Origin of the sequence: Antarcticirhabdus aurantiaca (assembly GCF_009765365.1) — a bacterium.
Lineage (GTDB): Bacteria > Pseudomonadota > Alphaproteobacteria > Rhizobiales > Rhizobiaceae > Antarcticirhabdus > Antarcticirhabdus aurantiaca.
In genome coordinates, this window is record NZ_VTOM01000001.1 from 326,436 (window position 1) to 340,759 (window position 14,324).

Below are 14,324 nucleotides of genomic sequence, written 5' to 3' on the forward strand. Positions count from 1 at the left end.
CCACATGGGCGGCCCGTCCCCATCCCCTTTGCTCGGCGGATCCGTTCCATGTCGCTTTCTTCCGCCCTCAACACGGCGAAGTCTTCGCTCGCCGCGACCCAGACGCACACGCAGCTGGTGTCGCGCAACATAGCGAACCTCAACACGGCGGGGGCGACTCGCAAGTACGCCAACGTCGTCACCGGCATCAACGGCAAGGTCGAGATCGCCTCGATCGCCCAGTCGCAGAACTCGGTCCTGTTCCGCAACATGCTGGACTCGACCTCCTCGCTGGCCGCGACCAAGACCGTCGCGAACGGCCTGAGCCGTATCAGCGAAACGATCGGCGATCCGGAACTCGGACGTTCGCCAGCGGCGCTCGTCTCCAAGCTCAAGGATACGATCGACGCGGCTGCTGCGCAGCCGAACAATTTCGAGCTGGCGCGCGCCGCCGTGCAGACTGCCCAGGACCTCGCGACCTCGCTCAACCAGGGCGCAGCCATGGTTCAGGCGGTCCGCCAGGACGCCGACGGCGAACTCGTCGCTGCGGCCAAGTCGATGAACGACATCCTGTCCCGCATCAAAGACCTGAACGATCAGGTCATCGCAGGCACGACCGGTGGAACCGACGTCACCGACTTCGTCGACAAGCGCGATCAGGCCGTCGCCGAACTGTCGGAATATGTCGGCGTTTCCGTGGGCTTCCGCGCCAACAACGACATGGTGCTCTACACCGATTCGGGGGTCACGCTTTTCGAGCGCGTGCCTCGTCTGGTGGAGTTCTCGACCTCGGGAGCGCTGACGTCGGGCTCGCCCGGCAACGTGTTCAAGATCGACGGCGTGACCGTAACCGGCGATAACGCCTTCATGCCGATCAAGTCCGGCAAGATCGCCGGCCTCGTGGAGCTGCGCGACAAGATCGCCGTGACCTACGGCAACCAGCTCGACGAAATGGCGGGCAAGCTGCGCGAAGCGTTTCAGGAGACCGGGCCGACAGGCCTGCTCACGCCCGTCGACGGCCTCTTCACCGGCACCGTGACGGCGCCGCCTTCCACCGGGCTCGCCACCACGATCAAGGTCAGCGCCAACGCGATGGCCGATCCCAAGAAGCTGCGCGACGGCGTCGCCGGAGGCACATACGACTACAATGCCACGGGTCTGGCAGGCTTCACGGGGCGCTTGAACGCACTTTCGACGGCGCTCTCGACCTCGCGTTCCTTCACCACGCTCGGCTCAGCAACGAACGGGTCCATTGCGGAGTTCGCCGCCTCGTCCGTCGGATGGCTCGAAGCCAACCGGTCGAAGTCGCTCACCGACAGCGAGTACAAGCAGACCCTCCTGTCCCGCACGCAGGAAACGCTGTCGGACACCACAGGCATCAACCTCGCCGAGGAGATGACGCTGCTCATCGATCTCGAGCGATCCTACCAAGCGTCCTCCAAGCTGATCTCGACCGTAGACGAGATGCTGGCGGCGCTCCTCCAGGCCATCTGACGAGGCACCGCACCACTATGACCGTTTCGTCGCTCTCCATGAGCAATTCGTCGCGCACCGTGATCCAGCGCCTCCAGCTCGAGCTCGCCAAGGCCGAGAAGGAAACGGGCACGCTGCGCCACGCCGATGTCGGCCTCACGCTGGGCGGCCAGACAGCAGCGACCGTCAGCTTCCGCAGCCAGGAAGCGTCGTTCAAGAGCCAGATCACCTCCAACAAGGCGGTGGCGTCGAACCTGGAGCTCGTCGACGATTCGCTGACCAGTTTGTCGAAGAATGCGGAGGCGATGAAGGCTGCGCTGGGAAGCGCCATCGCGATCAAGGACACGAAGACCCTCGGTACGGTGATCGACCAGGCCAAAAGCTCGCTCGAGCAGATGGCCGGGGCGCTCAACATCTCCTTCGGTGGCCAGTCCCTGTTCGCCGGCGCCAATACGGGCGCGGGCGTGGTCTTCGATCAGGCGGGGGGGCGTGCTGCGGCCAAGACCAACTTCGACGCCTTCGTCGCCGCGGCGAAGGCAGCCAACGGGGGGGGCGACGTAACCGTTGCGCAGATGAACGCCTATCTCGAGAACGGTGCCCTGCCCAGTCAGGACGTCGACATCACTGTCGGGAACCCCTTCCGCTTCTCCAGTCAGACCGCCGACAACGCCAACTGGGACGCGAACTGGTCGAACGCTTCCGACACGCAGATGACGGTGAGCATCGGCGACAACGAGACGGTGACTGCCTCGCTGTCCGCCAATGATACGGCCTTCCGCAAGCTTGCTTCGACATACTCCATGATTGCCAGCTTCGATCTGGCAGGTCTGGGGCAGGAGGCTAGAAACGCCGTTCTCAACAAGGCGGTGACCGAGCTTCAGGCCGGCATCGACGGGGTAACCCGGATACAGGCCGATGTCGGGTTCCGCCTGGGGCGCATCGAGGCCGCCAACGAGCGCCTCACCACGCGCATGGATACGGCGACGAAGTCCTACGGCAGCCTGGAGGACGTCGACCCGGCGGAGGTGGCGTTGCGGGTCAACAACCTCCTCACCCAGCTTCAGGCGACGGCCGAGGTGACCGGCCGGATCCGCTCGCTGAACATCCTGGACTATCTCTGACGGCCGGCCCCTTCGCCGACCGAGCATGACGCATAACCCCCGAACGAGGACCGGGAATGTACCAATTCTCCTATGCCGAGGTTGCTCAGGAAAGCGGCGCGACGGCACGCGACCGCGAGCGCCAGGCGCTCGGCCACGCGATCTCGCTTCTGGAACGGGCCGAAGAGGCCGGGCCTCGCTCGCGCGAGGCCGTGGAGGCCATCTACGTCACGCGCAACCTTTGGTCGATCCTCGTCGAGGACCTGGCCAATTCGGACAACGCCCTGCCGGACGAGCTGCGCGCCAACCTCATCTCGATCGGCCTCTGGATCATGAAGGAAGCCGAGGCCGTGCGGCTCGGCAAGTCCGGCTCGTTCCAGGGCATGATCGAGGTGACCACCATGATCCGGGACGGGCTCGCCGCATGACGACGCCAACGCTCCGCATCACGCTGCGGGCCGGCGAGCGGATCTTCGTCAACGGAGCGGTGCTCAAGGCCGACCGCAAGGTCCAGCTCGAGTTCCTGAACGACGTGACCTTCCTCCTGGAAAGCCACGTCCTGCAGGAGGCGCAGGCGACGACGCCGCTGCGCCAGCTCTACTTCATCATCCAGATGATGCTGATCGACCCGGCGGGGGCCGATACGGCGCGCGAGGTCTTCGACCGGACCTGCCCGATGCTGCTCGCCGCCTTCAAGAACGTCGATGTCCGCTCGGGGCTTCACGACATCATGGACATGATCGGCCGCGACCGGCCCTTCGACGCCCTGAAGCGCCTGCGCGGGCTCTTCCACATCGAGGAGGAGATCCTCGAAGGCAGCCGCGCCCAGATGCAGGCTGCCGCCGAGCTCGCCAACGTCAACCGCCTCGTCGCCGCGGGAGCTGCCCGATGACCACCGTGAACCCGACCAGCGCGACGACCACCGCCGCGACGGCTGTCTCCCAGGCGACGAAGGACGGCATCAAGACCGGCCTCGACTACAACGCCTTCCTGCAGCTCCTCGTCGCGCAGATGAAGAACCAGGATCCGCTGAACCCGACGGACCCGACGCAGCAGATGAGCCAGCTGGCTTCCTTCTCCAACGTCGAGCAGTCGATCAAGCTGAACCAGAAGCTCGCGGCGATGACGACGCTGACGGCGCTGACGCAGGCCGACTCGCTGGTCGGCCGCACCGTCACCTCCGGCGACGGGGCGACCTCGGGCGTCGTCAAGTCGGTGCGCATCACCGACGACGGCGTGACCGCCACGCTGACGAGCGGCAAGACCATGGCGCTCGGCGCCGGCACGACGATCGAATAGGGGAGGGCCCGAGCCTTGAACGAAGCCGACGCCCTCGACATCGTCCAGTCCGCCGTCTGGACCATCGTGGCCGCCTGCGGCCCGGCGGTCGGCGCGGCGATGCTGGTCGGCATCATCATCGCTCTCTTCCAGGCGTTGACCCAGATCCAGGAGGTGACGCTCACCTTCGTGCCGAAGATCCTGGCGATCTTCGTCGTGATCGCGCTGACCGCTTCCTTCACCGGCGCGCAGGTCTACGCCTTCACGCAAGAGTCCTATTCGAGGATCGAGACCGGCTTCTGAGCGCTTGATCCCCGCGCGAACCGCTAACGGCCGCCCCGGAGCTTCCGGGGCGGCCGTCGTCGTTCGGGCCAAGGCTGGCGGGTTAAGAATTCCTTTCCAGTTCGGCACCAGCGAGCCCCGGCACAAGCGGGGCAGGGACCGCGCGCTCTTCCCTTCCAATCCGGCGCGGTTCGATGCCATGGAGCTCGCCCGCGATGGCCCTGATCGAGAGCGTCGGCCTCAACCCGCCGAAAGCCGCCCCGAAGAGCAGCCGCGACCTCGGCTTCGCGCTCGCCGTCGTCTTCGTGCTGACGGTGCTGTTCGTCCCGATCCCGGCCTTCGTCATCGACATCGGGCTGTCGATCTCGATCGCGCTGTCGATCCTGATCCTGATGGTGGCGCTGTGGATCCAGAAGCCGCTGGAGTTCTCGGCCTTCCCGACCGTTCTCCTGCTCGCCACCATGCTGCGACTGGCGCTGAACGTGGCCACCACCCGCGTCATCCTGTCCCACGGCGACGATGGCGTGCACGCGGCCGGCTACGTCATCGGCGGCTTCGCCGAGCTGGTCATGAGCGGCGACTTCGTCATCGGCGTCATCGTGTTCACGATCCTCATCATCGTGAACTTCATGGTCATCACCAAGGGCGCGACCCGCATCGCGGAGGTCGGCGCCCGCTTCACCCTCGACGCCATCCCCGGCAAGCAGATGGCGATCGACGCCGACCTGTCGGCCGGCCTCATCGACGAGAAGGAGGCCCAGCTGCGCCGGCGCGAGCTGGAAGAGGAGAGCTCCTTCTTCGGTGCGATGGACGGCGCCTCGAAGTTCGTGCGCGGCGACGCCATCGCCGCCCTGATCATCACCGCGGTCAACGTCTTCGGCGGCATCATCATCGGCATCACCCGCCACGGCATGGAGCCCGCCCACGCCGCCGACGTCTTCGTCAAGCTCTCGGTCGGCGACGGCATCGTGTCGCAGATCCCGGCCCTCATCATCTCGCTCGCCGCCGGCCTCCTCGTCTCGAAGGGCGGCACGCGCGGCGAGGCGCAGACCGCGGTTCTCGGCCAGCTCGGCCATTATCCCCGCGCCATGGGCGTCTCGGCCGGCCTGATGGGCCTCCTCGCGATCCTTCCGGGCCTGCCCTTCCTGCCTTTCGCGATGCTCGGCGGCGCGCTCGCCGGCATCGCCTACGTCGTGCCGAAGCGCCGACAGGAAGAGGCCGCGAAGGTCGCGGAGAAGGAAGCGGCCGAGGTCCAGCGCGTCCAGGAGGCCGAGCGCGTCTCGGTGAAGGAATCGCTGCGCATCGTCGAGATCGAGCTGGTTCTGGGCAAGCAGCTCTCCGCCCACCTCCTGCTCCAGCGCGACGAACTGGCCAACCGCGTCGGCAAGATGCGGCGCCGCTTCGCCTCGCGCTACGGCTTCGTCGTGCCGGAGATCAAGCTCTCCGACGATCTCGCGATCGACCCGAAGTCCTACGAGATCAAGATCCACGGGACGACCATCGCCAGCCAGCGCATCCGTCTCGGCGAGCTCCTGATCGTGCTCGGCGAGGGCAACGTGCCGGACGTGCCGCACGACATCACCAAGGAGCCGGCCTTCGGCATGCGCGCCGCCTGGATCTCCGAGACCTTCTCCTCGGAAGTCCGGCGCCTCGGCTTCGAGCCGATCGACACGCTCTCGGTGGTGCTTACCCACCTGTCCGAGACGATCCGCAACAACCTGTCGCAGCTCCTGTCCTACAAGGACATGCGCGCGCTGATCGACCGGCTGGAGGGCGACTACAAGCGCCTGATCGAGGAGATCATCCCCTCGCACATGAGCTATTCGGGCCTCCAGGCGGTGCTCAAGCTCCTGCTCGCCGAGCGCGTCTCGATCCGCAACCTCAACCTGATCCTGGAGGCCATCGCCGAGATCGCGCCCCACGTGCGCCGCTCCGAGCAGATCGTCGAGCACGTGCGGGTGCGCATGGCGCAGCAGATCTGCGGCGACCTCATCCACCAGGGTCAGCTCGGCGTCCTGCGCCTCGGCAACCGCTGGGACCTCGCCTTCCACCAGGCGCTCAAGCGCGACGCCAAGGGCGACGTCATCGAGTTCGACATCGACCCGCGGCTCGTCGAGCAGTTCGCGACGGAGGCGACCAAGGTCATCCGCGCCAAGATGGATGCCGGCGAGAGCTTCGTTCTTGTCGCCGCGCCCGACGCCCGTCCTTACGTGCGCATGATGATCGAGCGCATCTTCGTGAACCTTCCCGTTCTCAGCCACGTCGAGATCGCGCGCGGAACCGACATCAAGTCGCTGGGCACCATCTCGTGAGCGAGAGCGCCTCGGTTCAGGTCCTCTGCCTGTTCCTGGTGTTCTGCCGGGTGGGCAGCTGCCTGATGATCATGCCGGGCTTTTCCTCGGCGCGCCTGCCCGCGCAGATCCGGCTGTTCCTGGCGCTGGCCGTGTCCTTCGCGCTCTCGCCGGCGCTGATCGACAGCCTGCGCCCGCTGGTGGAGGGGGCGAGCGATGCCGAGCGCATCGCGCTCATCGTGACCGAGGTCCTGAACGGGGCAATGATCGGCCTTCTCGGCCGCACCTTCCTGCTCGCGCTCCAGTTCGCCGGGCACGTCGTCGCCAATGCCATCGGCATGGGGCAGGCGCTCGGTACCGCGATCGAGGACAACGAGCCGGGCGCGGCGATCGTGTCGCTGATCACGCTGACGGCGACGACGTTGATCTTCGTCCTCAACCTCCATGCCGAGATCGCCAGGGCGCTCGTCGATTCCTACTCGGCGATCCCGCCGGTGGAGGGGTTCGCGGCGCGCCGAGCGCTCGCCAACTTCACCGACAATCTCGACGAGGCCTTCCTCCTGTGCCTCAGGATCTCGAGCCCGTTCATCCTCTACGCCGTCATCGTCAACTTCGCGATCGGCCTCGCCAACAAGATGACGCCGACGATCCCCGTCTACTTCATCTCGCTGCCCTTCGTTCTCGCCGGCGGGCTCATCCTGTTCGGCTACGCCATGACCGACTTCTTCGTCCTGTTCATGCAAGACTTCACCGGCTGGGTGGTGAACGGATGAGCGCGCGCGGCGAGGGGCAGGCCAAGCGGCTCGCGCGGCTGCTCAAGGTCCAGAACCAGAAGCGCTCGGTGGAGGAGTGGCGCCTCGCCCATCTCAAGGACGAGCACGCCAGGATCGACGCGCAGGACGTCGCGATCATCGACGCGCTCAACCACGAGGGCGCGCTGCACGGCCTGTTCCTCGAGGGCAAGGTCAACGCGCTGAAGCGCAACGACGTCGAGCGCAAGAAGAACGTCGCCGAGCAGACCAGGGTCGAGCAGCTGCTCGTCGAGGCGCGGCGCCTGGAAAAGGGCGTCGAGAAGGCGCGCGACAAGGCCAAGCTCGCCGAGCGCGAAAGCCACGCCAAGCGCGACCTCGACGAGACCGTCGACCGCGTGGCGAGCGCCGGCTTCCAGGCCGAGATCCGCGCCCGTTTCAAGCCCTCAAGCCTCGAATAAGCCGCTCCGGTTTAAGTCGTCCAGGGCAGCCGGCCGGCCCGGCCGCGCCGCTTCCCCATCCATGAAAGGCGCCCTCCGGTGATCGTCGACCGCCTGTCCGCCAAGACCGCCGCGCCTTATCCGGTCGAGACCGTCGATGCCGGCCGGGCCGCGACCGCCGCTCGCGCCGCGTCCGCGGCCGGACACGTCGTCGAGGCCGGCGCCGACAGCTTCTCGGCCCGGCTTTCCAGCGTCGCCGCCCCGGAGATCGGCCGGGTGCCGGGCCTGGTGCGCCACGAGGCGCGCAAGGTCTCGCCGGAAGAGAAATTCGAGGGGTTCGTTCTACGAACCTTCGTCGAGGAGATGCTGCCCTCGGAGGAGGGCGGGTTCTTCGGCACGGGCATGGCGGGCAACGTGTGGCGCTCGATGCTGGCCGAGCAGATCGGCGACGAGCTCGCGGCCTCCGGCGGCGTCGGCATCGCCGAGCTGCTGGCGAAGCGCGACGCCAAGGCCGCCGGCGACCTGCCGTTCGGGCCCGACCCGACGAGCCTCGCGACCGCTCTCGGCGCCGGCCCCGCCGCCGCCCTGTCCGACGATCCCGAGTCCTGATTCTTCAAGAAAGACAGCGGAACCGCGATGGAAAACGTCCTGCTCCAGGCCATCGAGCGCCTCGAAACCGTGCTTCTCACCGAAACGCGAGCGCTCAAGAGCGGCGCCGCGCTGGACCTCGCCCAGATGGCCGGCCGGAAGAACCAGAGCCTTCTGGAGATGTCGCGCCTGTCCCGCTCCATCACCCGCGAGCAGCTGAGCCTCCCTGCGCGCGCGCGGCTCGACGCGCTGAAAGCCAATCTCGGCGAGAACCAGCGCGTCCTGTCGCTCCACGTCGCGGCAAGCCGCGACCTGTCCGAGCTGATCTCCGAGTCGATCCGCCAGGCCGAATCGGACGGAACCTATGATTCGTCGCGTCCGCGCGAAGGCCGGAGCGCATGATCAAGATCATCGCCCTCGGCGCATGGGTCTGCGCCGTCTCGCTCGGGTCCAGCTTTCTGGTCGCCTCCATGCAGAGCGGTGCGGCTCCGGCCGAAGCCGCGGCAGAGCCGACTTACTTCCAGGGGCTCGACTACCGCAAGACGAGCGACATCACCGTGCCGATGATCTCGGACAAGGGGCTGGAAGGCTATATCCTGGCACGCTTCGTCTACACCATCGACGGCAAGACGGTGTCGGAACTGAAGGTGCCGCCCGATCCCTTCGTCATCGACTCGGCCTTCCGCCGGATCTACTCGCTCGACGGCTTCGACTTCGGCCAGCCCCAGCGCTTCGACCTGAAGGCGCTGACAACGCAGGTCCGCGACGACGTCAACGCGGTCTACAAGACTGCACTCGTCGAGGAGGTCCTCGTCGACAAGTTCGACTACATCCGCCGCAACGAGGTGCGCGGCGCCGAGGAACAGGCCGCCGCCTTGCAGCAGAAGTAGGCGAGGGAACCGGCTCGGTGCCGAGCGGGCCCTCCGGGTCGTGTCGGCAAAGCTTGGCTTCGTCTCGACGGCTCGACGCTTCGTCGCGGGCGTTGATTCAGGCTCGAGAATACACTAGGTGCCCTTATTAATTGGTGCGGCGCCCATCGTACGACGAGACCGGGTATCTGGTCGCGCTGCTGTCCGGCACCGGCGCGAGACCTGCGTCGGGGCGGTGTCTCGGCGTCGGAGCGTCCCGAAAGGGTCGAGGCCGTCGCCGTGGCCAAGGGCGTGCCGCGCCAGGAGTCAGGAGCGCCGGTCCTTCGGGAAGATGAATATTGCGATGAATGACGAGCTTCTGGTCGAAGCGGAACCTGCGGTGGGCCGGGACACCATGGGAGCCGCCTTCGACGCGGACGGGCTCTGGAAGTTGGCGAACTTGCCGGACCTCACCGCCCGGTTGACCGAGGCGAGTCGAGCCGGCGGCTTCGAAGGCGTCGCGCTCGTCGTCGCGTCCCCCGATGCGGAGGGCGCCTTTCTGCGCCTGGTGGAAGAGGGGCGGCGCCTCGCTTCGTCCGAGCTTGCTCCCGATAGCCTCGGCGCGTTCATCGTCGGACTGCCGGAACGATCCTCGCTCCCGTTCCGATGGACCGGCCACGGCGAGGCGGACGAGCATCCCCCTGTCTTCGAAGCGGGCGTGCTGCGCGACCGCGGCCCGCTTCCAGTCGCTCTGTCGGGGATCTGCGTGCCGGTGCGAGCCGGGCTTCGGCGTGTCGGCGGGGTGCTTTTTCTCGGTCGGGGTCGGCCGGAGCTGCGCTCGCTCGACATCCTGGCCCTGCGCATCTTCTCGACGAGCTGGTTCGCCCGCTATTGCCAGCTCGAGGCCGTGATCGGCGAGCGTGGCCACGTCACCCCGCGCGAGCGCGAATGCCTGCAGCTCGCCTCGAACGGGCTGACGAGCGAGGCCATCGCGCGCCGCCTCGCCCTGTCCAAGCACACGGTGGACCACCATCTCGTCTCGGCCACGGTGAAGCTGAAAGCCGCCAACCGGGCGCATGCCATCGCCGAATCGCTGCGCCTCGGGATCGTGACCTGAGAAGCCGGGCGAACGGGTCCGGCCTTTCCCCAGGCTGGACGGCGACGGCTTCTTAACCTCGATCGGTGACCATGATGACGGGCCGGACGCCAGCCGCGCGGCCCGCATGGGTTTCCTGTTTCGAGTATGCCATGTCCGAGTTCCGGCAGCAGTCCGCGGCCGCGCGGCTTCGCGCGTTCCGCCGCATCGCGTCCCACTCCATATCGAGCGACGAGGGCGCCAACGCGATCCTCGCGGGGAGCGTCCTGCTCCTGTCATGCGGGTTCTTCGCCTGGGTCGTCTCGACCGCGGCCAAGGATCCGACCTTCTTCGAGCGCCAGCTGATCGCGGGAATGCGCTCCTCCAACGTCGACCCGATCACCACCGGGTCGACCGCCGCGCCGGCCGACGAGACGGGGCCGGCGATTCCCGTGCCGGCGGTGGTGCGGAACGGCGAGGTCGACCCGGCCGATTACTCGATCGTCGCCCTGTTCGAGTCCGAGGCGGTCGTCGCCGCCGGCGACGAACTGTGGCGCGTCAAGGTCGGCTCGACGCTGCCGGGTCTCGGCGCCGTGCTCGCGATCGAGACGGAAGCGGGCGGCACGGGCCGCGTGCGGACGGAGAAAGCGGTGCTCAGCGCCTCGCGCTGAGCCGGCTCACTTCTTTTCCAGGAGAATCTGGCCTTCGCGGGCGAGCTTGCCCTTCACCTTTTCGGCGAGCGCGGCGAGGAACATCGGCAGGTCCACCTCGACGTGAACGGCGGTGTCCAGCACGTCGAGGCGGCCGGTCACCGACTGGCCCATGACGCGGGCGCGGAAGTCCAGGTGGTCGTCCGTCCACGTGTCCTCCCACTTGATCATCCCGCCCATGACCTCCTGCCGCATCCGGCCGAAGCTGTCGGAGATGCGCTGGCGCGCCTCGGCGCGCGTGAGCTTGTGCGGGATGTCGATGCTGATCGTCTCGGCCATGTCGCGTCCTGTGAACGGGTCGGACACCGGATATGGAGGGCCGAAGCGCGCCCCGCAACGGCCATGAAAAAGGGCGGCGCGACCGAAGCCGCGCCGCCCTTGATCGTTTTGCCGCGGCCGAAGCCGCTCAGCCGTTGACGGTGCGACCGGCCGAGCTCGGCCGGTCCGACCGACGGCCGCCGCCCTGATTGCCGGCGCGGCGTTGCGGGCGTCCACCCTTGGCGCCCTGGCTCTCGCCCGCGCCGGGATGACCGCCATGACCGCCATGGCCCGAACGGCGACGATTGTTGCCCTTGGCATTGGCATTGGCGTTGCCGCCGCCGGTGTTCGGGCGTCCCTGACCGGGGCCACGACCGCGCCGGGGACGACGATCCTCGCGCTCCTCCTCGGCCGAGCCGGCGGGCATCGCGGTCGCGAAGTTCGTCGGCTGGATGTCGAAGCGCAGGCCCGTCAGCTTCTCGACCTGGCGCAGCTTGGCGCGCTCGGACGGATCGAGCAGCGTCACGGCGATGCCGGACTTGCCCGCGCGGGCCGTGCGGCCGATGCGGTGGACGTAGGACTCCGGCTCTTCCGGCAGATCGAAGTTGACGACGTGGCTGATGTCGTCGACGTGGATGCCGCGCGCCACGATGTCGGTCGCCACCAGCACCGGCACCGTGCCGGAATGGAAGGCGGCGAGCGCCTTCTGGCGAGCGCCCTGGCTCTTGTTGCCGTGGATGGCGAGCGCCTCGATGCCCGCCTTGGCGAGGTCCTCGGACAGGCGGTTGGCGCCGTGCTTGGTGCGCGTGAAGATCACGGTCTTCTCGAAGCCCGGCAGGGCCTCGATCAGCCAGAGCTTCTTGGCCTTCTGCGGCACGGAGTAGACGCTCTGGGCGATCTTCTCCACCGTGACCACCTCGGGCGTCACCTCGACGCGAACCGGATTGGTCAGGATGCGACGCGACAGGTCCTCGACGCTTCTCGGCATGGTGGCCGAGAAGAGCAGCGACTGGCGCTCCTCGGGCAATTCGTCGACGATGCGCATCACGTCGCGCACGAAGCCCATGTCCAGCATGCGGTCAGCCTCGTCGAGAACGACGAAGCGAACGCCGGACAGGCTGATGGCGCGCTGGTTGACGAGGTCGAGGAGCCGGCCCGGCGTCGCGATGACGATGTCGACGCCGCGGCGCATGGTGTCGATCTGCGGGCGGATCGACACGCCGCCGAAGACGACGGTGTGGGTGAGCTTGGTGCCGACGGTGTAGTCCTTCACCGAGTCGGCGATCTGCGAGGCGAGCTCGCGCGTCGGGGCGAGGATCAGGGCCTTCGGGGTCTTGGGAACCGGGCGCCCGACATGGCGGGTGAGCAGCCCGTGCAGCAGCGGCAGCGAGAAGGCGGCGGTCTTGCCGGTACCGGTCTGGGCGATGCCGAGGACGTCGCGCCCTTCCATCTGGGGCTGGATCGCCCGGGCCTGGATCGGGGTAGGGGTCGTGATGTCGAGGAGCGCGAGCGCCTTGAGAAGCGTGTCGGCGAGGCCGAACGCCTGGAAATCGGTCTGGGTCAAACTGGACTTTCGGGATGGGCAGGCGATCCCTGTCGCCCGCTCAAGCGGCCGGCCGCCCCTTGCGCGGGAGCGGAACGGCACGGGCCGCGGCCGGGACGAAGAACAACCCGGCTGGCGCTCGTCAAAAGGTCCCGAGCTGTCGGAACGAAGAAGCGGGCGCAGCGCATTCGCGGCGTGACCCGCCCCATATCGGCGCTTTGCTGCGCCGCGTCAACCCGTGCGCCGGCTGCGCTTCAGATCTTCGCCGTGACGGGCGAGGCGAAGGCGCGGTTCCAGGCGTCGAGGCTCGCGACCTTGTAGGCCTCGGCGAGCGTCGGATAGTTGAAGGTGTTCTCCATGAAGTAGTCGATGGTGCCCTTGAGGTTCAGCACCGCTTGGCCGATGTGGACGAGCTCCGTCGCGCCCTCGCCGATGATGTGGGCGCCGAGAAGCCGGCGCGTCTTGCGCGAGAAGATCAGCTTCATCATGCCGCTCTGGACGCCCATGATGTGGCCGCGCGAGGTCTCGCGGAAGCGCGCGATGCCGCATTCGTAGGGGATGCCGCGGCGCTGGACCTCTTCCTCGCTCATGCCGACCGTCGAGATCTCCGGCACGGAATAGATCCCGTAGGGAAAGAATTCGGGCGGGGGCGGCGGTTCCAGGCCGAAGGCGTGGCAGGCCGCGAGGCGGCCTTGTTCGAGCGAGGTCGAGGCGAGGCTGGGAAAGCCGATCACGTCGCCGGCGGCGTAGATGTGGGGAACGCTCGTCTGGAGCGTCTTCGGGTCCACCCTGATCCGCCCGCGTCGGTCGGTCTCGATCCCGACCGCCGAAAGGTTCAGCTTGTCCGTCGCGCCCATGCGGCCGGCGGCGAAGAGGAGGACCTCGCTCGTCACCGTGCGGCCGCTGGCGAGTTCGCAGACCGGCCGGCCGGCGGCGTCCAGCGTGACCGAGGACACCTCCGAGCCGAGGCGCAGCGCCACGTTGCGGTCGCGCAGCTCGTGGACGAACTCGGCGATGACCTCCTTGTCGATGAAGTCGAGGAAGCTTGTGCGCGGCTCGATCAGCGTCACCGCGACTTCCAGCGCGGAGAAGATGGTCGCGTATTCGACGCCGATGACGCCGGCCCCGATCACCGTCATGGACCGCGGCAGCTTCGGCAGCTCGACGATCTCGTCGCTGTCGAAGACGGAGGCGTGGTCGAAGGGGATCGTGTCCGGCCGGAAAGGCTGGGTGCCGCAGGCGATGATCACGACCCCGGCGCGCTCCACCCGCGTCTCGCCCGTGGGCAGCGCGATCGCGATCTCGTGCGGCGACAGGAAGGACGCCTCGCCCACGACGGTCTTCACGCCGTTGCGAACGAACTGGTGCTCCAGCACCTCGACCTCGTGGTCGAGCGTCTTGAGGATGCGGGCCTGGATGTCGGAGGCCGTGATGTCCTGCTTGACCCGGTAGGCGAGGCCGTAGAAGCCGCGCTCGCGCCAGCCGGTGAGGTTCAGCACCGTTTCGCGCATGGTCTTGGAGGGGATCGTGCCGGTGTGGACGGACACGCCGCCGACGCGCCGCCCCTTTTCCACGACGAGCACCGATTTGCCGAGCTTGGCGGCCTGGACGGCCGCGCGCCGGCCCGAGGGGCCGCTGCCGATGACGATGAGGTCGAAAACAGACATGAGGGCTCGCGCGCTCGCCGAAGAACAGATCGACGCGTTCTAG

General features: G+C 67.6%; 17 protein-coding genes. 14 read left to right on the forward strand and 3 right to left on the reverse strand.

Annotated features, from left to right (window positions below):
* Positions 1–48: 48 nt before the first annotated feature.
* The 14 genes from flgK (at position 49) to FZN60_RS01690 (ending at position 10,774) form a co-directional block, all read left to right on the forward strand.
* Positions 49–1,473, forward strand: a complete 1,425-nt coding sequence (flgK, locus tag FZN60_RS01625; RefSeq protein WP_158870351.1) for a flagellar hook-associated protein FlgK — start codon at positions 49–51, stop codon at positions 1,471–1,473.
* Positions 1,474–1,490: 17 nt separating this feature from the next.
* Positions 1,491–2,573 carry a flagellar hook-associated family protein gene (locus FZN60_RS01630; RefSeq protein ID WP_158870353.1) on the forward strand — a complete coding sequence of 361 codons (1,083 nt, stop codon included), beginning with the start codon at positions 1,491–1,493 and terminating at the stop codon, positions 2,571–2,573.
* A gap of 56 nt (positions 2,574–2,629) precedes the next feature.
* On the forward strand, positions 2,630–2,980 hold the full coding sequence (flaF, locus tag FZN60_RS01635; protein WP_158870355.1) for a flagellar biosynthesis regulator FlaF: 351 nt from the start codon (positions 2,630–2,632) through the stop codon (positions 2,978–2,980).
* Positions 2,977–3,444, forward strand: a complete 468-nt coding sequence (gene flbT, locus FZN60_RS01640) for a flagellar biosynthesis repressor FlbT (protein ID WP_158870357.1) — start codon at positions 2,977–2,979, stop codon at positions 3,442–3,444. Before flaF ends, flbT begins: the two co-directional genes overlap by 4 nt.
* Positions 3,441–3,851: a flagellar hook assembly protein FlgD gene (gene flgD, locus FZN60_RS01645; RefSeq protein WP_158870359.1), complete on the forward strand. Its 411-nt coding sequence runs from the start codon at positions 3,441–3,443 to the stop codon at positions 3,849–3,851. The genes flbT and flgD overlap by 4 nt, the downstream gene beginning before the upstream one ends.
* Positions 3,852–3,866: 15 nt before the next feature.
* Entirely contained in the window at positions 3,867–4,133 is a 267-nt protein-coding gene (gene fliQ / locus FZN60_RS01650) for a flagellar biosynthesis protein FliQ (protein ID WP_158870361.1), read from the forward strand.
* A 194-nt stretch (positions 4,134–4,327) separates the two neighbouring features.
* Positions 4,328–6,424, forward strand: coding sequence for a flagellar biosynthesis protein FlhA (gene flhA, locus FZN60_RS01655; RefSeq protein ID WP_158870363.1), 2,097 nt, complete (start codon positions 4,328–4,330; stop codon positions 6,422–6,424).
* Positions 6,421–7,176: a flagellar biosynthetic protein FliR gene (locus FZN60_RS01660; protein WP_158870365.1), complete on the forward strand. Its 756-nt coding sequence runs from the start codon at positions 6,421–6,423 to the stop codon at positions 7,174–7,176. The genes flhA and FZN60_RS01660 overlap by 4 nt, the downstream gene beginning before the upstream one ends.
* Positions 7,173–7,613 carry a hypothetical protein gene (locus FZN60_RS01665; protein ID WP_158870367.1) on the forward strand — a complete coding sequence of 147 codons (441 nt, stop codon included), beginning with the start codon at positions 7,173–7,175 and terminating at the stop codon, positions 7,611–7,613. The genes FZN60_RS01660 and FZN60_RS01665 overlap by 4 nt, the downstream gene beginning before the upstream one ends.
* 78 nt (positions 7,614–7,691) lie before the next feature.
* Positions 7,692–8,201: a rod-binding protein gene (locus FZN60_RS28785; protein ID WP_246726521.1), complete on the forward strand. Its 510-nt coding sequence runs from the start codon at positions 7,692–7,694 to the stop codon at positions 8,199–8,201.
* A gap of 27 nt (positions 8,202–8,228) precedes the next feature.
* The gene (locus FZN60_RS01675; RefSeq protein WP_158870369.1) at positions 8,229–8,582 is read left to right on the forward strand and encodes a hypothetical protein; all 354 of its coding nucleotides are present in this window, start codon (positions 8,229–8,231) and stop codon (positions 8,580–8,582) included.
* Positions 8,579–9,070, forward strand: coding sequence for a hypothetical protein (locus tag FZN60_RS01680; protein WP_158870371.1), 492 nt, complete (start codon positions 8,579–8,581; stop codon positions 9,068–9,070). The genes FZN60_RS01675 and FZN60_RS01680 overlap by 4 nt, the downstream gene beginning before the upstream one ends.
* 322 nt (positions 9,071–9,392) lie before the next feature.
* On the forward strand, positions 9,393–10,145 hold the full coding sequence (locus tag FZN60_RS01685; RefSeq protein ID WP_158870373.1) for a helix-turn-helix transcriptional regulator: 753 nt from the start codon (positions 9,393–9,395) through the stop codon (positions 10,143–10,145).
* 131 nt (positions 10,146–10,276) lie between these two features.
* Positions 10,277–10,774, forward strand: coding sequence for a hypothetical protein (locus tag FZN60_RS01690; RefSeq protein ID WP_158870375.1), 498 nt, complete (start codon positions 10,277–10,279; stop codon positions 10,772–10,774).
* 6 nt (positions 10,775–10,780) lie between these two features.
* Here the strand turns inward: FZN60_RS01690 and FZN60_RS01695 are convergent, their stop codons facing one another.
* The 3 genes from FZN60_RS01695 to sthA all read right to left on the reverse strand — a co-directional run bounded on the left by FZN60_RS01695 (position 10,781) and on the right by sthA (position 14,281).
* Positions 10,781–11,092, reverse strand: a complete 312-nt coding sequence (locus tag FZN60_RS01695) for a polyhydroxyalkanoic acid system family protein (RefSeq protein WP_158870377.1) — start codon at positions 11,090–11,092, stop codon at positions 10,781–10,783.
* A 127-nt stretch (positions 11,093–11,219) separates the two neighbouring features.
* A complete protein-coding gene (locus FZN60_RS01700; RefSeq protein WP_158870379.1) occupies positions 11,220–12,635 on the reverse strand; it encodes a DEAD/DEAH box helicase in 1,416 nt (471 codons plus the stop codon).
* 233 nt (positions 12,636–12,868) lie between these two features.
* Positions 12,869–14,281: a Si-specific NAD(P)(+) transhydrogenase gene (gene sthA / locus FZN60_RS01705; RefSeq protein ID WP_158870381.1), complete on the reverse strand. Its 1,413-nt coding sequence runs from the start codon at positions 14,279–14,281 to the stop codon at positions 12,869–12,871.
* Between the last annotated feature and the right edge of the window lie 43 nt (positions 14,282–14,324).